At 72.6% G+C, this 21864-nt stretch carries 16 protein-coding genes; 13 read left to right on the top strand and 3 right to left on the bottom strand.

The annotated features are described in order from the left end of the window. The first annotated feature begins 275 nt into the window (after positions 1–275). Positions 276–560: a hypothetical protein gene (locus ACZ518_RS31605; RefSeq protein WP_469116459.1), complete on the top strand. Its 285-nt coding sequence runs from the start codon at positions 276–278 to the stop codon at positions 558–560. A gap of 6 nt (positions 561–566) precedes the next feature. Here ACZ518_RS31605 and ACZ518_RS31600 read toward each other — a convergent pair whose 3' ends face one another. Continuing rightward, complete coding sequence (locus ACZ518_RS31600; RefSeq protein ID WP_469116458.1) at positions 567–1730, bottom strand: PP2C family protein-serine/threonine phosphatase; 1164 nt, start codon at positions 1728–1730, stop codon at positions 567–569. Positions 1731–1929: 199 nt separating this feature from the next. On the opposite strand from ACZ518_RS31600, the gene ACZ518_RS31595 reads away from it, so the two are divergent. From ACZ518_RS31595 to ACZ518_RS31585, 3 genes are read left to right on the top strand one after another with little or no spacing between them, the layout of a single operon-like run. Further along, the gene (locus ACZ518_RS31595) at positions 1930–4791 is read left to right on the top strand and encodes a peroxidase family protein (RefSeq protein ID WP_469116457.1); all 2862 of its coding nucleotides are present in this window, start codon (positions 1930–1932) and stop codon (positions 4789–4791) included. A gap of 13 nt (positions 4792–4804) precedes the next feature. Continuing rightward, positions 4805–6184: a hypothetical protein gene (locus ACZ518_RS31590; protein ID WP_469116456.1), complete on the top strand. Its 1380-nt coding sequence runs from the start codon at positions 4805–4807 to the stop codon at positions 6182–6184. Positions 6185–6208: 24 nt separating this feature from the next. Then, positions 6209–7924: a thiamine pyrophosphate-binding protein gene (locus ACZ518_RS31585; RefSeq protein WP_469116455.1), complete on the top strand. Its 1716-nt coding sequence runs from the start codon at positions 6209–6211 to the stop codon at positions 7922–7924. A 10-nt stretch (positions 7925–7934) separates the two neighbouring features. On the opposite strand, the gene ACZ518_RS31580 is transcribed toward ACZ518_RS31585, so the two are convergent. Then, a complete protein-coding gene (locus ACZ518_RS31580) occupies positions 7935–10439 on the bottom strand; it encodes a DUF6185 family protein (protein WP_469116454.1) in 2505 nt (834 codons plus the stop codon). A 244-nt stretch (positions 10440–10683) separates the two neighbouring features. Between ACZ518_RS31580 and ACZ518_RS31575 the strand changes: the two genes are divergently transcribed. The 4 genes from ACZ518_RS31575 (at position 10684) to ACZ518_RS31560 (ending at position 14092) form a co-directional block, all read left to right on the top strand. Further along, on the top strand, positions 10684–11067 hold the full coding sequence (locus tag ACZ518_RS31575) for a hypothetical protein (protein ID WP_469116453.1): 384 nt from the start codon (positions 10684–10686) through the stop codon (positions 11065–11067). Between the two features lie 72 nt (positions 11068–11139). Continuing rightward, positions 11140–11766: a HalD/BesD family halogenase gene (locus tag ACZ518_RS31570; protein ID WP_469116452.1), complete on the top strand. Its 627-nt coding sequence runs from the start codon at positions 11140–11142 to the stop codon at positions 11764–11766. A 210-nt stretch (positions 11767–11976) separates the two neighbouring features. Beyond that, a complete protein-coding gene (locus ACZ518_RS31565) occupies positions 11977–12696 on the top strand; it encodes a DUF4142 domain-containing protein (RefSeq protein ID WP_469116451.1) in 720 nt (239 codons plus the stop codon). A 4-nt stretch (positions 12697–12700) separates the two neighbouring features. After that, a complete protein-coding gene (locus ACZ518_RS31560; RefSeq protein ID WP_469116450.1) occupies positions 12701–14092 on the top strand; it encodes a DUF1996 domain-containing protein in 1392 nt (463 codons plus the stop codon). 101 nt (positions 14093–14193) lie between these two features. Here the strand turns inward: ACZ518_RS31560 and ACZ518_RS31555 are convergent, their stop codons facing one another. Then, positions 14194–15456, bottom strand: coding sequence for a PucR family transcriptional regulator (locus ACZ518_RS31555; protein WP_469116449.1), 1263 nt, complete (start codon positions 15454–15456; stop codon positions 14194–14196). Between the two features lie 455 nt (positions 15457–15911). Between ACZ518_RS31555 and ACZ518_RS31550 the strand changes: the two genes are divergently transcribed. The 5 genes from ACZ518_RS31550 to ACZ518_RS31530 all read left to right on the top strand — a co-directional run bounded on the left by ACZ518_RS31550 (position 15912) and on the right by ACZ518_RS31530 (position 21860). After that, complete coding sequence (locus ACZ518_RS31550; protein ID WP_469116448.1) at positions 15912–16901, top strand: hypothetical protein; 990 nt, start codon at positions 15912–15914, stop codon at positions 16899–16901. Continuing rightward, entirely contained in the window at positions 16898–18349 is a 1452-nt protein-coding gene (locus tag ACZ518_RS31545; RefSeq protein WP_469116447.1) for an NADH-ubiquinone oxidoreductase-F iron-sulfur binding region domain-containing protein, read from the top strand. Before ACZ518_RS31550 ends, ACZ518_RS31545 begins: the two co-directional genes overlap by 4 nt. A gap of 154 nt (positions 18350–18503) precedes the next feature. Continuing rightward, on the top strand, positions 18504–19565 hold the full coding sequence (locus ACZ518_RS31540; protein ID WP_469116572.1) for an SCO0930 family lipoprotein: 1062 nt from the start codon (positions 18504–18506) through the stop codon (positions 19563–19565). Between the two features lie 97 nt (positions 19566–19662). Further along, the gene (locus tag ACZ518_RS31535) at positions 19663–20109 is read left to right on the top strand and encodes a hypothetical protein (RefSeq protein ID WP_469116446.1); all 447 of its coding nucleotides are present in this window, start codon (positions 19663–19665) and stop codon (positions 20107–20109) included. Positions 20110–20291: 182 nt separating this feature from the next. Beyond that, positions 20292–21860 (top strand): alpha/beta hydrolase, encoded by a 1569-nt coding sequence (locus tag ACZ518_RS31530; RefSeq protein WP_469116445.1) that lies wholly within the window; start codon positions 20292–20294, stop codon positions 21858–21860. Positions 21861–21864 lie beyond the last annotated feature (4 nt).

Here is a 21864-nt window from a genome sequence, read left to right as displayed (position 1 = left end):
AGCGAGCCGTCGGACGCCGACGCCCCCCAGGACGACCTGGTGCCCGCGGGGGCCGGGAGGCGTGCGAACGGCCCGGGACAGCCGGGCGGCCGGGTGCTCCAGCTCGGAGCCCTGCTGCTGCCCACGGAGGAGCGGGCCGAATGGCTGGAGGAACAGTCCGGCTACCTGGCCGACCTCCCGGGGCGCGGCGAGCGGTGGAGATGGATCGTCGAGCAGCTCTTCGCCATGCCCAGATACGCCTATACCGTCCGCAGCGGCCGCGAAAAGGAATCGGTATGACCACTCCGCCCCCGCCCCCGCCTCCTCCCCTTCCGCCTCCCCCGCTCCCCCGTCCGGAGCCGGTCGCGCAGCCCGCCCCCGCCCCGCCCGCGCCGCCTCCCGACACCGAGCCCCTGGTGAGCCAGCGGACGGCGCTGGTGCTGCTGACGGCGGCCTTCATCGGCACGGTCGTCGGCGCTCTCACCGCCCTGTCCACGGGCAATGCCGCCGGGGGCCTGCTCGCCGCCCTGACCGGCTTCGGGGCGGCCACCCTGGGTCTGCACAAGCTGATCGGCCGCTGACGGCGCTCACCGCCCCTCCGGTTCGTGGCGGTCCACGACGAGGAGGGCCACGTCGTCGCCCAGGCGGCTGTGCGTGTGGCGCAGGAGCGCTTGGCGCACGGCGTCCAGGAAGGCGTGGCGGGGGTGGTGGCGCAGGGCCGACATGGTCGCGGCCAGGTCGAAGAAGGCGCTGTCGCGGTCGCGGGCCTCGATGGCGCCGTCGGTGTGCAGCAGGAGGCGGTCCCCCGGGCTGAAGGGGTAGCTCTCCGTGCCCGCCGGGGGCCCGGTGATGAACTCCTCCAGGCCGAGCGGCGGCAGGGGGGTGGCGGGCGCCAGGGGGTGGACCGTGCCGTCGTGGAGCAGCAGCGGCGGGGGGTGTCCGCGGTTGACCATCTCGATGCGGGGGCCGTCGGGGATCTGGGCGACGAGTGCCGTGACGAAGCCCTCCAGGACGGCGTCCGCGCCGTCGGCCGGATCCGTCTCGGCGTTGGCGCTCGTGCTCGCGAGGGCGGCGTCGCGCCGCAGGGCCGCCGCGCAGTGGTTGACGACCTCGACCAGGTCGTCCTCGTAGTGCACGGACTCCCGGAAGGCGCCCAGGACCACCGCCGCGGCCCTTACCGCAGGGAGGCCTTTGCCCCGGACGTCCCCGACGATCATGCGGACCCCGTACCGGGTCTGGACGGCGTCGTACAGGTCGCCGCCGATCTGCGCGCCCGTCTCGGCGGCCATGTACATGCTGGCGGCGCGTACGGGGCCCAGCCGGTCCGGCACCGGCCGCAGCAGCACTTCCTGGGCGGCCGCGGCGATCCGGCGGACCTGGTTGAGCTGGCTCTCCCGGCGCGTGCGGGCGGCGCGGCTCGTCGTGAAGCTCGCGGCCGTGACCAGGGACAGCGCGAGGAAGTTGGTGTAGACCTGTTGACCGCCCCAGGCATGGTTGTGGGTGGCGGTGATCACGCTGACGACGACGGCCAGACCCGCGGCCGCGAGCGTGCCCCTGGGGCCCGTCGTCACCGCCGCCAGGGCGGGTGTGGCGACCAGCAGGGGCCCCGTGTAGACGACGTGCGCGGGCGTGAGCTCGATCAGGAGCACCAGCAGGGCGATCGCGAAGGGAATGCCCTGCGCGAGGACGAAAAGGACCTGGTGATGACCGCCGGCTCCCGGTCCCGGGGGCGAGCGCACGGGCGCTCTCATGAGTACAGCCTGCCCCTCCCGGACGCGCGGACGCCACCCCGTGGCCCCCGGTGCGCCGACGGGTGGCACCGCGGCCACCCGAAGGGGCCACGCCGGGAACCCGTCTGCCCCGCTCCGCACGACACCGCCGCCCGCGTAGGGAAACGTCGTGGGGAGCGTACGGAAGCCCCCGGAAGCCCCCCTTCGTGAAGAGGCACGCATGGACGAGGTCGAGCGGTACGAGCGATACGTCGGCGGCAGCCCGGAGACCGAGCGGCTGGCCTTCGAGCGGCTGGCGAAGGAGCTCCTGCGGGTACAGCTCAAGGTGAAGCGGCGCAGCGGCGCGGCCGCCCTGGAGCGGACCTTCCACGCCAAGGCGGTCCTCGGCGTGGAGAACGGGCGCCTGCGGTTCCGCGACGACCTCCCCGAGCCCCTGCGGACCGGGTTCGCCCGGCCCGGCGCCGAGTACCCGGTGACGGTCCGGCTGTCCAACGCCAGCGGGGTCCGGCGGCCCGATTCCGCGCCCGATCTGCGCGGGGCGGCGCTGCGCGTCGAGGTGGGGCCCGAGGAGACCCACGATCTGCTGATGACCAGCTTCCCGGTCTCCCACGCCCGCGACGCGCGCGAGTTCGTGGCCTTCGCCAAGGCCATGGCGGGCGCCGAGTCGCGGCTCGCCCAGGGGTTCGCCCTGTTCGTGAAGCTGCCCCTGGCGGTCGGCTGGTCCACGGCGGGCCGGATGCGGCGCAACGTGATCGCGGGAACCAGGCGCACCGTGTCCAGCCTGGCGCTGGAGACGTACTGGAGCCGGGGCGCGATCCTGTGGGGCGGCGCGGGGCCGGTGCGCTACCAGCTGCGGCCCGCTCCGGGCACCGCCCCGGCCCCGGCGGGGCCGCCGGCCGGTCCCGACGGCCTGCGGCACGAGCTCGCGCGGAGGCTGGGTGCGGGGGACGTCGTCTTCGAGCTGTGCGTGCAGCGCTACGTGGACCCGCGGCGCACCCCGGTCGAGGACGGCGCGGCCGAGTGGAGCGAGCGGGACGCGCCCGTCGTGCCCGTGGCCACGCTGACCGTTCCGCGCCAGGACGTCCACACGGCCGAGGCGCGCGCCGCCGAGGCCCGGGTCGACCTGCTGGCCTTCAACCCCTGGCACACCGCGGAGGCCTTCCGGCCGCTGGGGAACCTGAACCGTGCCCGCAAGCTCGCCTACGAGGCGAGCAGCGCGCACCGCCTGGGCCGCCGCTTCGTGACCGTGGAGCCGCGCCGCAACGCCCTCCTCGGGATCCCGCTGCGGGCCGCCTTCCGCTCCGTGAACCGGGTCGTCCCGTGGCACCGGCTGCCCACCCCGGTCGCGCTGCTGAACCTGATGGCGTTCCGGCAGACGCTGCGCCGGCACAACCTGATCGACACCGAGGTGCATGAGGCCCCGCCGAAGGCGGGCCCGGTGGGGCCGCCCGTGGACGAGGAGCTGCTGATCAGGCGCAGTTACGACGGCAGCCACAACGACCTGTCCGCGCCGCGGATGGGCGCCGTCGGCGCGGCCTTCGGGCGCTCCATGCCGCCGGACTACCGGCCGGACCGGTTCGACACCCCGAACCCGGTCGTCGTCAGCAGGGAGCTGCTGCGGCGCGAGGCCTTCATCCCGGCGAAGTCGCTGAACGTGATCGCGGCCGCCTGGATCCAGTTCCAGGTGCACGACTGGGTCAACCACAAGCGGTTCCCGGTGGGCACCAGGAGCGTCGAGGTGCCGATGCCGCCCGGCACGGACTGGCAGAACACCCCGGGCGGGCCGCGCGAGACGGTGATGCGCTTCGGTGACGACGAGCCGCTGGACGCGGACGGGAGCGGGCGGCCGCCGATCGTGTTCGCCGGCGGGGTGTCGCACTGGTGGGACGGTTCGGAGGTGTACGGCGGCGACCAGGCCGTCGCCACGTCCCTGCGCGAGCCGGGCGGCGGCGCCGGGCTGCGGCTGGAGCAGGGGCACCTGCCGACGAGCGCGGACGGGCTGCCGGTCACCGGGTTCAGCGACAACTGGTGGCTGGGCCTGAGCGCCGTGCACACCCTCTTCGCCCGCGAGCACAACGCGGTGTGCACGGCCCTGCGGAGCGAGTACCCGCACCTGGACGAGGACCGGATCTACCACACGGCGCGGCTGGTCGTCTCCGCCCTCATCGCCAAGATCCACACGGTGGAGTGGACCCCCGCGATCCTGGCCACCAAGACGCTCGACATCGGGATGCGGACGAACTGGGAGGGGCCGCCGAAGAACTGGCTCGACCAGCTGGGCGTCTGGCTGCTGGAGGCGAACGGCAAGGGCGGCATCCCCAGGACCCTGCCCGACCACCACGGGGCGCCGTACGCCCTCACGGAGGAGTTCGTCACCGTCTACCGGATGCACCCGCTGATCCCCGACGACTACGAGTTCGTCGACCACCGCTTCGGCCGCCGGCTCGACACCCTGGGCTTCGCGGACCTGCAGGGCGCCGCGGCGGAGCCGCTCATCCGCAAGACCGGCCTGGTGAACTCCCTGTACTCGCTGGGCATCGCCAACCCGGGAGCCATCACCCTGCACAACTTCCCGCGTTCCCTGCAGGCGTTCCGGCGCGACGGGGAGGTGATCGACCTGTCCGTGGTGGACCTGGTGCGCACCCGGCGCCGCGGCGTCCCCCGCTACAACGACTTCCGGGCCGGGCTGCACAAGCCGCGGATCCGGCGGTTCGAGGACCTCTCCCGGGATCCGGAGACGGTCGCGCGGCTGCGGGACGTCTACCGTTCGGTGGACGACGTCGACACGGTGGTGGGGCTCTTCGCCGAGAACCCGCCCGCGGGGTTCGGCTTCAGCGACACCGCCTTCCGCGTCTTCATCCTGATGGCGAGCCGGCGGCTGCAGAGCGACCGCTTCCTCACCGTCGACTTCCGGCCCGAGATCTACACGCCGCTCGGCATGGACTGGATCGCCCGCAACGGCATGACGAGCGTCATCCTGCGGCACTGCCCCGAGCTGGCGGGCGTCCTGCCCCGGGGGGCGAGCGCCTTCGCGCCCTGGCGCCCGGTCCAGCCGGTCCGCAACCACGACGGCCGCGGCTGAACGGGGAGGGGTCATGTCCACGACCGAAGGCCCCGGCCGCCGCCACCCCGGTCTGGAGGAGCTGCTCGCCCGGCCGCTGCTGCAGACGGTCTTCGGCCGGCGCACCCACCGGGTCAGCCGGGGCGCCTCCGTACCCGCCGGGTCGATGAGCTACAGCTCCCCCCACCGGCCGCGGCCGCTGGACGAGCTGGAGGAGGCGGTGCTGATCGCCCTCACCGGCTCCTCGGGGCTCACCATGCCCGACCGGCCCTTCGAGGACCCGCGCGACCACAAACCGATCATGGCGAAGCCGAACCTGAACATGACCGGGCGTACCGCCGGCAGCCCCGACAACGCGCAGGCCACCCACTTCTTCATGATCAACGACAGTGGCACGTACTACCTGCGCAAACTGCCGCCCGCCCCGGAGTCCGCCTTCGACCCGGACACCCTGGTGGAGCGGGCCCGCCGGGCCAAGGTACGGGTACTGGACCACCGGCTGGACGTCGCCGAGGGGATGCGCGACTTCCCCGCCTACCTCGACTCCAACCGGTTCCTGTCCAACCTGCCGGGCACCACCCTGTTCCTGCCGGTGGTCGACCTCTCCCACCAGTACGTCAACGCCCTGATGTACCTGCTCACCCAGCCCGACGGAGCCCGGCCCACCCTCGTCGACGACCGCAACTTCTACCGCCCGGCCGGGGTGCGCAAGTGGGTCGCGAACGGCTTCCTCAATCCCGGCATCAAGATGCCGCTCGGCGCCCTGGGGCCGATGCGCACCCAGATCGAGGCCGATCTGCTGCTGCAGAACATGATGCTGGTCGCGGACGCGATGGGGCTCGGCGCCTGGATCCACGCCACGATCAGCCCGCAGATCATGCTCGGCGACCCCAAGTTCTCCCGCACCTACGGCCGGATGCTGGGCTTCGACTTCGTCACCCCGAGGTTCCGCCCCCTCGACGTCCTGCGCTGGCAGGTGCCGCTGCCGAAGTACGCGGCCCTGCGCGCCCACCCGGTGGGACTGCGGGCCGGCGGCGAGCACCTCATCAAGGCGGCCTGCCCGCCCCACTACCCGTCGATGGCGGAAGCCGTCGACTCCGTCGTCCGGTCCAAGTTCGGCAAGGACGGCATCTACGCGGACAAGGAGCTCTTCGGCCGCGTCTACAAGGACGACTACGCGCAGCGCTACCTCGCGGAGGCGAGCGAGTACGACCGGCAGGTCATCGAGTGCGCACGGGACATCTGCGTGTACATCCACGAGACCCACGGCCGCTTCCCCGCGCACACCGACGCCATCCACGTGCCCGGCGTCTGGCTGCAGGCGCACCACGTCGAATCCGAGTACTACGACCGGTTCTTCCGGGGCGGCCTGACCGACGCGCACCGCCGGCACGCCGCGCACTGGGACGCGTAGGGAACGGGGAAGGGCGATGAGGACATGAGGGTCTACGAGGCCATCGTCAAGGGGCTGGAGGGCATCGGGGTGCGGGCCGCCTTCGGCGGAGCCGGGGAGAACGCGGCCGGCCTGATGCTGGCGCTGAAGCACTCGCGGCTGATCCGGCCCGTCATCACGCGTCACGAGCAGGCCGCCTCGTTCATGGCCTGCGGCTACGCCATGTACACCAACAGGCTCGGCTTCTGCTTCGCGACGGCCGGTCCGGGCGCGTTCAACCTGTTCTCGGGGCTGGCCGTGGCCATGTCGGACTCCTATCCCGTCCTCGCCGTCTCGGGGTACGCCTCGATGGAATGGCGCGGCTGGGGCTCGCTCAACGAGACCTCGGGGCTGAGCCGCACGCCCGATTCCCAGGCCATGTTCGCCGCCACGACCAAGAAGTCCTTCCTGCTCACCGACGCCGCCGACACCTGCGACGTCCTGGAGGAGGCGGTGAACACCGCCTTCGAGGGCAGGCCCGGGCCCGTGCACATCCACGTGCCCGAGAACCTCACCCACCGGGGGGTGGAGGTACGGAACTTCCGGCCGGTCGAACTCGACGTGGCGCCGGTGCTGCCCGATCCCGCGCGGGTCGAGGAGATCGCGGACGTACTGGCGGACGCCCTCGCACGGGGCCGGCGGATCGTCGCGCTCGTCGGCTTCGGCGCGGTGCGCAGCGGGGCGGGGCCCGAGGTCAAGCGGCTGATCGAACGCTTCCGGATCCCGCTGCTCACCACCCTGGACGGCAAGGGCATCGTCTCCGAGGGGCATCCGCTCGCGGTCGGCGTCTTCGCCGACAGCGGCCACTCCAGTGCGTGGAAGGCCTTCCGCGAGGCGGACGTGGTGCTGTGCGTCGGCAACTCCCTCAACCAGCACGCGACGTTCAACTACCGCCCGGACCTGTTCGAGGGCAAGGTGCTCATCCACGTGAACATCTCCGAGGGCGAGTTCCACAAGGCCTACCCGCCCGACCACGCGCTGCTGTCCGACGCGCGGCCGGCGGTGGCCGCGCTGACCGACGCGCTGGAGCGGAGGGTCGGCGAGGTCCCGCCGGTGGAGGTCGACGGGCGGGACTACGAGGCCCGGCACATCACCCACCTGACGGGAGGGATCCACCCGGGGCAGCTCGCGCAGTCGATCGGCCGGATGCTGCCGCCGCGGGGGGTGCTGCTCGCCGACGCGGGGGCCCATCTGGCGTGGCTCGGGTACTACGTGGAGCTGGAGGAGGGGCAGAACTTCCGCAAGGCCGGCTCCTTCGGGCCGATGGCCGGACACGTCAACGGGGCCATCGGCCTGAAGGTCGCCCATCCGGACCGGACGGTGGTCGTCGGCTGCGGCGACGGGTGCTACTCGCTGTCCGGCTTCGAGCTGATGACGGCCGTGGAGAACGAGATCCCGGTCATCTGGGTCATCTTCAACGACGGGCAGTTCAAGCTGATCAAGCTGTTCCAGCTGGTCACGTACGGGGAGTCCGCGCTGGTGGAGTTCCGGAACCCGGACTTCGCCGCGTACGCGCGGGCGTGCGGGGCGGAGGGCTACCGGGTGGAGACGCTGGCCGAGTTCGAGGAGGCCTTCCGCGCGGCCCTGGCCTCAGGCCGGCCCGCGCTGATCGACGCCCGGATCACGCGGTGGGCGGTGCCGCACTACAGCCCGTCGCCGGACGGGGTGATCGCAGGGCTGGTGGAGACGGTGGAGGAGCGGTTGCGGGACGCGTTGGACTGAGCGGCCGGGCCTACTTCGGCCGGGAGTCGCTGCCGGCCAGGCTGCGCCACACGCCCACGACGATCGCCAGCTGTGCGGCGAGGTAGGCGACCTGAGTGGACAGGCCGCGCAGCTGGTAGACGGACAGGAGCAACGCGACGCGGCTGGGCCAGAACTTCATCTCCTCGCTGAAGGTCGCCATGTCCATCCAGATGCTGGTGAGCGTCAGGACCAGCAGCATGAGCGCGACGTGCAGGAAGACGTACCCGAGTTCCGTGTCGGTGATCTGGACGATCACGGCACCGACGCAGATGGGGATGGCGTAGGCGGCGGTCAGGCTCAGTGCGCGCACCGGACTGCGGCGCCCCGGCAACTGGCGCCACAGGGCCCCCAGGACGAGGCCCGCGCCGGCCCATGCGACCTGCCACGCGCCGAACTTCGCCGCGATCTCCATCAACCCGTTGGGACTCTGGAACGTCGCCATCCGGATCCGGGCGTCCCCCAGGTAGGCCACCCAGACCAGGGCGGCACTGGCCGGGAGTCCGAAGCAGAAGGCCAGCCGCGCGGCATGCCGGGCGTTGTCCCACCAGTCCTGACCGGGTCCCCAGCTGAGAGCCGCGTCCAGTACCGAGATCTGGGCCGGCGGACGGCCCTTGCCCCAACCGTCGAACAGCCATTGGTGGAGCCCGTCCAGTTTCGCCTCCAGCTCCTCCCGTTTCAGACCGCTTTCCCCGCGGCCGCGGTCCAAGGAGTAGATCTGGTGGTGCAGATTGCGGAATTCATGGGCCTTCACGAGCAACTGGTTCCGGCGCCGCCTCGTACCCAGCCTGCGCATGCAGAACTGCTCCCCCGTCCGCCCCAGCACGGACACCCGCCGGCCCGCCGCCACCACGGCGTGGAGAGAGGCGATCATCATCAGGATCCAGAGACCGAACAGCACGTTGGAGCCGGCGAACTCGACCTGCCTCAGCCCCACCGCCAGGGCGAAGATCGCAACCGTCAGGAAGAGATCGACGCCGGCCGGCCCGAGGGAGACCCCCTGGTTCGCGTCGTCGGACCGGGCCCTGCGGGCCTTGACACGCAGATGCAGCAGCGCGACGAGCGCGATGCCCGCCAGCAGCCAGGCGTAGGCGTAGACCCATACGAGCCCGACGTAGGCGAACTCCTGCATGAACCGGAGCCGCTGTTCGGCGCGATCGGTCCCGGACGGATCGATGAGCCAGTAGGCGCGCCGCCACTGGCGCTCGCGCGTCCACCAGCTGGAGGCGAAGAGGGCCACCACGGCCGCCGCCAGCAGGCTCCCCACCACGGCGGTGCAGCGAACCGGAGCCTTGTCCCACGCGGCGTTCCAGGACCGCGGGACCAACTCCCCCTCCCGCGCGAAGCGCCACGCCCATGCCGCCATGGCGGCGAACCACAGCCACAGCGTCGCCAGCGACAGCAGCGCGTACCCGACGAGGTGGGGAGTAGTGGCCGTGGACGGTCGCAGGACCACGACCAGCAGGAAGCAGAACAGCGCCGTGATCGACGCGGCGACGGTCACGGCACAGACCTGACGGCGTTCGCCGCCACCGCCCCCGGGGCTCCGGTCGGCTCCGGGCTGCCGCACGGCGGGGACGGACTCGATGTGGCACCAGGGCTGGGCCACGAGGACCAGGACCAGACCCAGTGCGATGGTGACGGCGTAGCGCCAGGACGTACCGGGCGCGGCCGGGTGCGACATCGCCAGGTGCAGCCCCACGGCCACCGCCGCGCTCAGTGCGACCCAGAGCACGACCACCCGTGCGAGGACGCTCCGTCCCCTCGGCCCGGACGCGACGGACGGTTCCGTCCTCACGGTGTGGTGGACGGCCAGCACGATCAACGCCCAGGTGAACACCCACCAGGAGGCGACGCCCGCCCATCCCAGCGACCACCACCTCTCACCCACGTTGAAGGAACGCTGCCAGGGCGGATCCACGAAGACCTGCACCCTGACGGGATCCGGATCGAACCACACGAGGCGGTCCGAATCGGCGGACGCCACCTTGGGAACGATGTCGTGGGCCTCGAGACCGTTCAGCTTGACCTCGACCTGCCCCCACTTGGCATTGCCCAAGGCCCTGGGCGGCTTGAGACGAACGGACCATTCCTCACCCGCCGGATCGACGCCGATGATCCAGGGGCCCAGCCGGAACCCATGATTCTGTTCGATCCACGCGGTCGCCTCGTAGTCCACGGTGACCACGTCACCCCGTACCGTCACCCGCGGCTCACGGTAGCGCCATTCGCGGTTCCGCGGTCCGTCCTCGTCGTCACGCAGCAGGCAGCGCATGACCGTCTGATATTCATCGGATCCCTCACTGCTCGCCAGAAACAGCGCAGGGGGCCATTCGTCCGCCGAGACACTGACGGTCAGGTTCGAGGTCACCTGGGCGTAGATGCGGTCGTGGTACTCGAAGTCGACACTGGCGGACACGTTGCGGGCCTTCAGGCGCTCTCCTTCGCAGGGGTCGGCGACCGCTCCGTGCGCCTGCGCCGCTCCTCCCCCACCCATTAGCACGGCCGTCAACAATAGAAAAAGCAACCACCACCGGGTTTTCACGATCGCGCCCCGTCCGCACCACCTCGTCCAGCACCCCGTCCTCGGAGCCTTAACACGGGGCACGACCGGCCGCACCGGGACACGCGGCCGCAGGTCCCGGCACTCACCCCGGCGGCCGCCGCCAACCGGATTGCACGGGCCCGGCGGGCGATCGATGATGGCATCGGGGATCCTCCGACACCCCATGGGACATGTCATGATCCATTCCAAGGAATCCACCATCGCGAGGAAGCCGCTCCCCCGCTTCGAGGAAGCGGAAGGGCTGGGACCCTCGGACGCGGCTTTCGTACAGGACCTGGTCGACGTGCTCGAAAAGCACGGGAACCTGGACCGCTTCGGGCTGTGCCTGCTCCATGACCACTTCCCGCTCGCCGCGGACGAGGTCATGGTGGAGACGAACGACTCCGCGACGCGCACCCTGCACGCCCATGTGGAGAAGACGGGCCGGACCCGGCACGTCAAGCCCTCCCAGTGGCGGTTCGCACCCCACGGCACGGATCGCGCGCAGGGCCCCTACCAGGTCGTCATGCTGTGCGACCCGCTCGACCTGTGCCCTGGCCGTGAGGGCCGTAACGGTTGACCGGTGCCGCCGACCGGATGGCCTTTCCGGGCCGTCCGGTCGGCGTACCGCGCCGCGGGGTAGGACCGGTACGTGCTGCTTCTGCCTGCCGACCACCGCGGCCTGCGCGAGCGCTTCGCCGCCCAGGGCTACGTACCGCTCCCCGGGCTCGTCCCGCCCGACCGGCTCGTGCCGCTGCGGCGCGAGATCCGGCGCCTCGAATCGATGGCGGCCCACCTGGAACGGGGGGCGCCGCGCCCCATGACCACCCTCGGCGGGCACCTGATCGCCGAGGAGTCGGAGCTGATCCCGCGCGTCTACCACGACCCCGCGCTGATCGAGCTGGTGCGCGCGGTCTCCGAGCTGGATGCCGTCACCGTCGCCGATCCGCGGGAACGGCACGTGATCGACATCCTGCACCCGCAGGACGACACCCACGGCGAGCACACCCACGGCCATCCGCTGGCCCTCGTGGTCTTCTCCGAGGCACCCGGCTCCGCCCGGGACGGCGGGCTGCTCCAGTACGGGCCCAGGGGCACGGCCCTGCCCGCAGCGGCGGACGAGGTCGCGCGCCGGGCCCACCACCGGCCCGGCGACGGCTATCTGCTGCGCGCCGACACCACCGCCCACCAGGTGACCGCGCTGCGCCGGCCCGGGCTGCGGCGGGTCGCGCTGAACTTCGCGTACACCACGCCCGACCGGCAGACCGCGGCAAGATAGCAGCCCTCCGAGGGCTCGCCCGGATGTTTATCCGATGGTGATGGTCCTTCCGCAGCGGCCCCGCACGGGGCACTAGCGTCCCGTGGCACCCCAGGAGTTCGGGTGCGCACCGCAGGGCGCCTGCCGCCGCTGCCGCCCCGCTCCTGCCGGCCCACGGAGCGAGGAGGCACTGTGCTGTCATTGCGACGGCGATCCGTCAGCGGCTTGTCGGTGGCCACGAGATACACGATCGGGAGCGGCCTGGTCATCACCGCCCTGGCCGTCACGCTCATAGCGCTGCTGATCCCCGTGTCGAAGTTCGGCGACCGCGCCTCGGCCGCCGCGGCGGGAACGGCCGCGAAACCGGGTACCGAGGACGACGGCGCAGGGACCATGAGCACGGCCTACGGCCCCCTGTCCGCCGCCGACCGGGACTTCGTCCGCAAGGTACGGCTGGCCGGGCTGTGGGAGCTGCCCGCGGGACGGCAGGCGCAGCAGCGCGGGACCCGGCCCTCGGTGCGCACCGCCGGGACGCACCTGGTGGAGGGGCACACCGAGCTGGACCGGCAGGTGCTCCAGGTCGGCCAGGCCCTCGGCGTGGACCTGCCCGAACGGCCGAGCGCCCAGCAGCAGGACTGGCTGAACCAGCTGACGAACGCCTCCGACGCCGAGTACGAGCGGCTGTTCATCCAGCTGCTGCGGCGCGCGCACGGCAAGGTGTTCGCCCTGCTGGCGCAGATCCGGGCGCAGACCCGCAACTCGATGGTGCGCTCCCTCGCCACCTCGGCCAACGCCACCGTGCTGGACCACATCACGGTCCTGGAGGAGAGCGGGCTGGTCGACTTCGACTCCGTCTCCGACGCGAGCCCGGCGCCCGCCTCCCCCGCCCCGGTCCACCACCAGGGGGCCGCGCCCCCTCAGATGTCCGACCGACGAAACGAAGTGAAGTGATCGCATGAGTCACAAGGGCCACAGGCGCCCCCGGTTCAAGCTCCTCGCGGTGGTCTCCGCCCTGGTGCTGGGCGGTGGCGGGGTCGCCGTCGTCGCCGGCAACGCGAGTGCCGGGCAGGACGGCCGTACGGGGCAGGTGACGGCCACCATCGACTGCCCGGACGTGGGCGACCGGCTCACCTCGGTCCCCGACCAGGCCAGGGGCGAGGTCGACGAGAACCTCGCCCAGCTGGACGTCCAGGTGGCCGACGCCTACCGTCAGCTCGCCTCCGGACAGGTGGAGGGCAAGACGCAGAAGGACGCCCTCCTCGGCCGGCTCCGGGACCAGCGCGCGACGACCATCACGCGGGTGTCCGACGCGATAGGCCGCTCCTCCGGGCGGCCGGAGGGGCTGGACAAGCTCAGCGGATGCGAGATGAAGGAGGCGCCGGCGGCGCAGGACGAGGCCGCTCCCGACGCCGCCGCGGCCGCGGCCTCGGGTCCGGACGCCGCCGCCCGGAGCATCGGGCAGAAGGGCGGGCCGGCGAGGAGCGACTTCGTCGACATCACCAAGGTGAAACCGAACGTACGCACCCCCGCGCCCTCGGGGGGCGCGTCCAAGGGCTCCTTCAGCTCCGAGTGCGGCCGCAACGAGAACGGCCACTTCAACCCCGACAACGTCATCGTCGCGCCGGGCGTCTCCAACGGCGCGCACCACATGCACGACTACGTGGGCAACAAGACCACCGACGCCTTCTCCACCAACGACAGCCTCGCCGCCTCCGGGACCACCTGCGGCAACGGCGACCAGTCGACGTACTACTGGCCGGTGCTGCGGCTGCGCGACGGCAGGGCGGAGAAGGACGCCAAGGCCCCGGGCGGCGGGCAGGACGCCAACGTGGGCACGATCCTGCGGCCCAAGCAGGTGACGATCAGCTTCAAGGGCAGTCCCGTGGGCCAGGTCAAGGCGATGCCCCGGTTCCTGCGGATCATCACGGGTGACGCCAAGGCCTTCAGCAACGGCACGGCCAACGCCAACGCCTCCTGGAGCTGCACCGGCTTCGAGGACCGCCAGCTGAAGGACAAGTACCCCGTCTGCCCGAAGGGCAGCGACGTGGTGCGCACCTTCACCTTCCAGAGCTGCTGGGACGGCCGCAACACGGACAGCGCCAACCACCGTACGCACGTGGCCTTCGCGGACAAGAACGGCCGTTGCAAGAAGGGCTTCACCGCCATCCCGCAGCTGGTGCAGCGGATCACGTACGGCGTGGCGCCGGGGGCGCGCATCGCCGTGGACAGCTTCCCCGAGCAGCTGCACAAGCCGGTCACCGACCACGGCGACTTCATCAACGTCATGTCGAACGCTCTGATGGCCAAGGCCGTGGGCTGCATCAACGGCGGGCGCACCTGCCGCTGAGCCGGCCCGGTGCCCGTCGGGGCGGACAGGGCGGTGGCCCGGAGCCGAAAGGGCTCCGGGCCACCGCCCTTCGCGTGCTCGCGGGGGAGGGAGCGCGCGGCTCACAGTCCGTTGACGCGGGCCATCCGTCCGACGACCAGGGGGGTGAAGTCGGCGGTGACCACCCGTCCGTTCCTGCGGCCGGTGCGCGAGTGCTGGCGCCGCACCTGGGCCATCAGCCGGCGGCTGCGCAGGGCCATCTCCAGTTCGAAGCGGGTCCGGGGGTCGCGCAGTCCCGGCCCGAAGAGCTTCTCCAGCTGGCGCATCCGGTAGCGCACCGTCTGCGGGTGCACGCTCAGGGCCTTGGCCGCCTCCGGGGCGCCGCCGCCCTCCAGCCAGGCGAGCAACGTGACCTCCAGCCGCTCGCTCTGACGGGGTGTGAGGTCGGCGAGGGGCTTGAGCCAGCGGGCGGCCAGGGCGTGGGCGAGGGGTTCGTCCTGGAGCAGCATGAGGGTCGAGAGGTGGTCGTCGACGAAGACGGCCCGGGTGTCCAGGCCGCCGCGGTTGGGCGTCAGGGTCAGCAGGCGCAGCGCCCAGCGCAGCGAGGAGGCCGTGTCGCGCGGGGCGACGGCGTGGCCGACGGCCGCGAACCTGCCGCGGAGGGGGAGTTCGAGGGCGGTGCGGGCGTCGGGGTCCGGGCTGGGGAGCAGCAGGCAGGGCCGGCCGGCGAACATGCCGGCGAGGGCGTCGTCGAGTACGGCCGCCAGCTGCTGCGTTTCGCCGGGGGTGGCCAGGGCGACGGCCCGTACGGCGGGCGGGAGGGGCCAGTGGGCGGCCTCGGCGAGTTCGGCGAGGGAGCCCTCGCACGCGGTCCGGTCGTCGGTGAGGGCCCTGAAGAGCTCCTGCCGGGCCCGGTCCGGCGGGGCGGCGGGGACCTGGCCGAGCGGGTGGCCCGCGCCGTGGCCGCCGTCGGTGCGCTCGTGTTCGCGCGCGGGTTCGCGTACGCATTCCCTTACGTCGCCCCGCGGTTCCTCGACGCGCCCGTCGTGCCGGTCCTCGTCCTGCGCGGGCCCGGTGCGGCGGGCCCGGGCTTCCGGGGCGGTGCCGGTCATGTCCTCGGCGGGGTCCTCCACAGGTTCCCCGCATCGCGGGTCGCGGTCGCCGCCGTCGTGGTAGCCGAGAGCGGAGAGAAGGGCCTCTTCCACCCTCAGCCTGAGCAGATCGTCATCGATGGCATCGTTGTCATCGACAAGGGCGGAAAATTCCGGAATTCCATGCAGAAGCTCCTCCACTATCTCCGCGGCCAGCGCGGGGAGTTCCCTGCGCAGTACGCGGGTCCACTCTCCGCGCGGGCGGGACCAGATGCGGTTCAGAAGTTCGCACATCGTTTCCTCGTTCTTGCCGGGGTGAGGCCTGTCCGGTGCAGGGGTGACAGGCCCGCCAGGGTTGTCTGTTTCACCAACAGCCCTGTCTGCCAAGAGAGTTGCAGCCATCGCGTCCCCTTCTGGAGGGTTCCGGCCACTTTCGGCCCCGCGGGTTTGCCTTGTTTTTGCCGCCGGGGGCGCATGGATGGCCGACGAGGCGGTGGCCTGTCGCAACCTCCACTGGAGGGGAATCTTCCGGGGTTGTTCGATGCGCTGTAGACGCGGTGCGAGAAATTATCACGTTTCGATAAATCCTGTGGAGATGCTGCGTAGCTCCACGATGCTGCTGCACTCCGGCCCCCGACCCCCTCGGCCGGCGCGGGAATTCGCAGCGCTGCCGACCGTCACCGTCCCCCAACCCCCGGGTGCCGAGCGCGAGGTGGACCGCTCGGAGCCCGGGTGCACAGGAGAACCGCATGCCCCTGCCCCAGCCGCACATACCCCGCTCCCACAGGGCACGACGCAGGAGTCGCCACGCGGCGGAGGCCGCCGCGGCTCCGGCCGCCGGGCGGCGGGCCGTCCGGCGGCCCTCACTGCTGCCCGCCGCCGGAAGACTCCGCCCCAGCGCGCTGTGCGCCGCCGGCGCGGCCCTCGTCTCGCTCCTCGTGGCGGCCCGCGCGGGCGCCCTGACCCGTCTGTGGGAGTTCCTCGACTTCGGCGCGGGCGTGCTCTCGCTCGTCTGTCTGACCTCCACCGTCCTGTGGGGGCTGGTGGCCACCGACCGGGTGCTGCTCGGGTCGGGCCACCGGCTGCTGGCCCAGGGCGTGCACCGGGGCCTCGCCGTGGCGGGGCTGGGCTTCCTCGGCCTGCACATCTGGGTCAAGGTGGCCGGGAAGCAGGCCGACGCCGCTGCCGCCGCGGTGCCGTTCGCGGACACGGACCGACCCGTCGTCATCGGCCTGGGCACCCTGGCCGGATATCTCTTCGTGGCCGTGGCGGTCTCCGGCGCCCTGCGTAGTGTGTTCGCCACCAAGAGCCGCTCCCTGTGGTGGCGGGCCCTGCACATCGGCGCGTACCCGGCGTGGGGCGCGTCGCTGCTGCACGGGCTGAAGGCCGGCCGCGCCGCCGACACCTGGGTGACGGCGGCCTACGGGCTGTGCCTGGCCGGCGTCATCGGCCTGCTCGCCTTCCGGGTCAGGGCCCGCGGGCTCGGCGCCGCCTGGCAGCCGTCCGTCCCGCAGAACACCGGCGCCGGGGACGCGCCCGCCCAACCCCCGCGCGTACGCCCGTTTTTCATCCAGGACGTGCCGCTGGCCGACCTGCTCGTACGGCCGCGCAGGAGCACGCCTTCCGGACCTGCGGCGGGGCCGCCGCGGCCCGACCGCGCCCCCTACGCGGCCGCCGCGGCGGGCCGGGGCGCCGACCGGCGGTCCGGGGGCCGCGGCGACGGGGAGCGGTGGTCGTGAGCGGACCCGCGCGCCCCGGCCTCGGCTGCGTGGGCACCCCCCGGCTGCTGGCCGGGCTCGACCGGGACCCGCGGCTCGACCGCGAGGCCCATCTGACGGCGCACGGCCCGCTGCCGCGCTACGCCGCGGACGAACTCGTCGGCCTGGCCGCCGACATCGACCTGCGGGGGCGCGGCGGGGCCGGCTTCCCCTTCGCCCGGAAGCTGCGCGCCGTCATCGGCTCCGCCCGGGAGCGGGAGGGTCCGACGGCCGTGGTGGTCAACGGCAGTGAGGGGGAGCCCAGTTGCCTCAAGGACACCGCCCTGCTGCTGCACTCCCCGCACCTGGTGCTCGACGGCGCCCTGCTGGCCGCCGCCGCGGTCGCCGCGGAGGAGGTGGTCGTGGCCGTCACCCGGGCGGACGTGGAGCGCTCGGTCCGGGACGCCGTGGCGGAACGCGGGCCGGGCGGGCGCCGGGTGCGCGTCTCGCGGCTGCCCGAGCGCTTCGTGACGGGTGAGGGAACGGCCCTGGTGGGCGGGCTGAACGGGGGCGCGGCGCTGCCGTCCGGCCGGCGGGTGCGGACCAGCGAGCGGGGGCTGGGCGGGGTGCCGACGCTGCTGTCGAACACCGAGACCTACGCGCAGCTCGCCGTCGCCGCCCGGATGGGCGCCCCCGACTACCGGGCGGCCGGTCTGCCCTCCGAGCCCGGCACCGTGCTGCTGACCGTCGCCGGCCACACGGTGGTCGAGACCCCGACGGGGACCTCGCTGGCCTACATCCTCGACCTGTGCGGCACCCGTACCGGGCAGGGCGTGCTGGTCGGCGGGTACCACGGCCGCTGGCTGGATCCCGGGGCGGCCCGCTCGGCGGACGTGTCGCGGGGGTCGCTGTCCGCCTTCGGCGCGGTGCTGGGGGCGGGGGCGGTACTGCCGCTGCCCGAGGACACCTGTCCGGCGGGCGAGGTCGCGCGGGTGACGCGCTGGATGGCGAAGGAGTCGGCCGGGCAGTGCGGGCCCTGCGTACGGGGCCTGCCCGCGCTGGCCGACGTACTGGAGGACGCCGTGCGGGGCGGGGGCCGCGGCGCCCTCGACGCGGTGGAGGCACGGCTGAGGGCCGTCCGGGGCCGGGGTGCGTGCAGCCATCCCGACGGCACCTCGCACTTCGTGGCCTCGGCGCTCGCCGCGTTCCCCGACGAGTTCCGCGACCACGCCCTCGGCAGCGGCTGCGGGCGGCGGATCGTGGGGGCGCTGCCGCTGCCGCAGGACGAGAGCCCGCCGGAGCGGCTGGTGGTGGACTGGACCCTGTGCAAGGGGCACGGACTGTGCGTGGACGTCCTGCCCGATGTCGTACGGCTCGACGCGGACGGCTACCCGGCCGAGGCGTCCATGCCGGTGCCGGGCCACCTGCGGCCCAAGGCGCTGCGGGCGGTCCGCCGCTGCCCCGCCCTCGCGCTGCGCATCCAGGAATGAGCGGGTGCACGTGTGCGGGACGCCTTCGAGTTCATTCTTGGCGCGATCTGACAAATTCCCGTGGATATCCGCTCCGGCCGCCGTTCTCCCCGTATCAATGACCGCAGGCAAAGAGCACGACGGCACCGAGTCCCAAGGAGAGATCGTGAAGACAATGCGCCGGGAGATAATCGCCGGGTCGGCGGTCGCGGTATTGCTGCTGACGGCCGGTTGCGGTGCCGCCGAAAAACCTTCCTCGAAGGCGGACGCGGTCCAGCAGGCGGGCTCCGGAAAGCAGCTCGGCGCATATGGCTCCGACGGGGGTTCGGGATACGGGGCGGGCTCCGGATCGGGTTACGGCGAGGGCTCCGGCGCAGCGCCGGCGGGTGGCGCGGGGCAGAGCGGGCCGGCCGGGAAGCTCCAGGTGCGGGAGATGGCGAACGTGGGCTCCGGGGTCGCCGACGGCGACGGGTTCACGCTCTACCGCTTCGACAAGGACACCGCGAAGCCGCCCAAGTCCAACTGTGAGGGCGACTGCGCCAAGGCCTGGCCGGTGGTCCCGGCGGACGAGGCCTCGGCCGGGGCGGGCATCGACGCGGCCCTGCTCGGTTCGGTCACCCGGGCCGACGGCAGCAAGCAGCTGACGGTCGGGGGCTGGCCGGTGTACCGCTACGCCAAGGACACCAAGGCGGGCGACGCCCTCGGCGAGGGCGTCGGCGGCACCTGGCACGTCCTGGGACCCGACGGGAAACCGGCCGGCGCCGGAAAGGGAACGGGCGCCGGAAAGGGAACGGGCGCGGGAACGGGAACGGGAATGCCGGGACACGGAATGGAACAGGAGGGAGGAGCGAAGGAAGGGACGCAGGGAGCCGCTGAGGTCGCGCTTTCGGTACGGCAGAACGCCCAGCTCGGCAATATCGTCCAGAACGCGGAGGGCTGGACCCTCTACCGGTTCGACAAGGACAGTGCCTGGCCGATGAAGATCGGCTGTGTGGATTCCTGCACGGACACCTGGAAGCCTGCCCCGCCCGTCGACAAAACAAAGGTGTCGGGAATCGACGCCACATTGGTCGGGTCGGTGAAAAGGCCCGACGGGACGGAGCAGTTGACGATCGACTGCTGGCCGGTCTACACGTTCACCGGTGACAAGGCGCCCGGCGACGTCAACGGGCAGGGCAAGCAGAACCTCTGGTGGGCCGTCACCGACAAGGGGAAGAAGGCGAAGGCGGCCGGCTGAGCCGGCCGGGACACCCATGAGCCGTGGTGCCCGGCCCCCTCCCCTCCCCGCCGGGCACCACACCCCCCTCCCGCCGATCCCCTCCAGTGAGGCCGCCATGCCCCCGTCCGACCGCCGGACCCGCCGCCTCCTCGCGGCCGGTGCCGCGCTGTGCGGCACCCTGCTGACCGCCGGCTGCGCCACCGAACCGGCCGAACACCCCGGTGCGGCTGCCCACGCGGCACACGCGGGCGGGAGCCCGGCCGGGCGGACCGCCACGGTGGAGGAGCTCGCCTCCGCCCTGGGCTGCACCGCCGAGTTGAGCACCGAGGCCGACGAGCTGCGCCAGGGGGCCTGCGCCACCGGGCAGGGCGCCTACCGCCTGACCACCTTCGCCGCCGAGGAGGGCCTGCGCGCCTGGCTGGCGGAGACCCGGGTGTACGGCGGGGTCTACCTGGTGGGGAACCGCTGGGTGGTCACCGCCCAGTCGCCCGAAGCCCTGACCGCGCTCCGCGAACGCCTCGGCGGCACGCTGGAGACCGGCACCGGGCACACCGGGCACTGAGTCCGGGGCCGCGGCTCCCGTCTCTCCAACAGGGACGGCGCGTCGGCCAGTTGTCCGGAATTTACCTCATTCGCGAGTTGCACGAAGGAGTACGAGAGCCGCCCTGGGGGATGATTCGCCCCACCGCCCGCGTCCTCCAAGGTGAGCACGGAACCGCCCCTCTCCGAAAGGAACGGCACTTCGTGCGCATGAAACGCCTCGCACCCCTGCTCGCCACCGTCGGTCTCCTCGCGACCTCCGTTCCGCTGCTCTCCGCCACGCAGGCGGCGGCCGCCCCCGCAGCCGGCGACTACCAGCCCCAGCAGCCCTCCTGGCACCGCTGCAGCCCGGACCAGCCGGCCGCGTACGAGTGCGCGACCGTCAAGGTGCCGCTCGACTACCAGCGGCCCCGCGGCAGGACCATCGACCTCGCCATATCCCGGATCAAGAGCCAGGACCCGGCCAAACGGCACGGGATCATGCTCCTGAACCCCGGCGGCCCCGGCGGCCCGGGGCTCGACCTGCCTCTGATGATGGAGGAGGTCATGCCGAAGGAGGTCAGGGAGCAGTACGACCTGATCGGCTTCGACCCGCGCGGAGTCGGGAACAGCAGCCCGATCAGCTGCGGACTCGACGAGGCCGAGCAGAACATCGACCGCCCGTACCGCCCCGAGACCTTCCCCTCCGACGTCGCCTGGGCGCGCACCGTCGCGGACAAGTGCCGGGAGAAGGCCGGTTCGGTCCTCCCGTACATCACCACCCGGAACACGGCCCGCGACATGGACGCGATCCGCGCGGCCCTGGGCGAGCGGAAGATCTCCTACGTGGGCTACTCGTACGGGACCTACCTCGGCACGGTCTACACCCAGATGTTCCCTTCCCGCACCGACCGCTTCGTGCTCGACAGCGGGGTCGACCCGCAGCTGCTGTGGCGCGGGATGTTCCAGGCGTGGGCCACCGAGGCCGAGCCGGCCTTCGCCCGGTGGACGCGGTGGACGGCGGAGCGCGACGGCGAGTACCGGCTCGGTGCGACGCCGCAGGCGGTGTCGGCGACGTTCTGGGGGCTGGTGGCCCGGGCCGACCGCGAGCCGATCGAAATCCAGGGGATGAAGCTGACGGGCGATGACATCCGCACCGCACGTCCCCTGTTCTTCTACCCGCAGCAGGCAGCGCCCCTCGTCGCCGCGCTGAAGGCGGCCGCCGAGGGCGCCCCGCAGCCCGCCGGCCCGGGCGTGCCGGACGTGAAGAAGCTGCTGCGCCCCGCGGCTCCGGCCTCCGACAACAGCACGGCCGTGTTGTGGTCCGTGCTGTGCGGGGACACCGATGCCTGGCCGCGCGATCCCGGCCAGTACGCGCGGGACGCGGCGCGGGACAAGGCCAGGTACCCCCTCTACGGGGACTTCGCCTCCAACATCAAGCCCTGCGCCTTCTGGCAGCGGCCCGTCGAGGCGGCCACCCCGGTGAAGACCCGGGCGAACGTGCTGACCGTGCAGAACGAGTGGGACTCGCAGACCCCGCTGGTGAGCGGACAGGGACTGCACCGGTCCCTGAAGGGCTCGCGGATGGTGCTCGCGATGGGCGGGGAGGGCCACGGCGTGTACCTGGTCGACCCCAACTCCTGCGCCAACGCCCCGGTCAGCTCCTACCTGGCCACGGGCCGGCTGCCCGCCCGGGACGTGACCTGCCGGGCGGCTCCGGCACCGGCCCAGCGGCAGGACGTGCTGCCGACGCCGAAGCCGCTGCCGTTCCCGGCCGGTCCCCCGCGGTTCTGACGCC

It is taken from the genome of Streptomyces sp. NPDC033966, assembly GCF_055575955.1.
The sequence above is the reverse complement of the archived record's forward strand: the minus strand, read 5'-3'. Positions and strand labels throughout refer to the sequence as shown.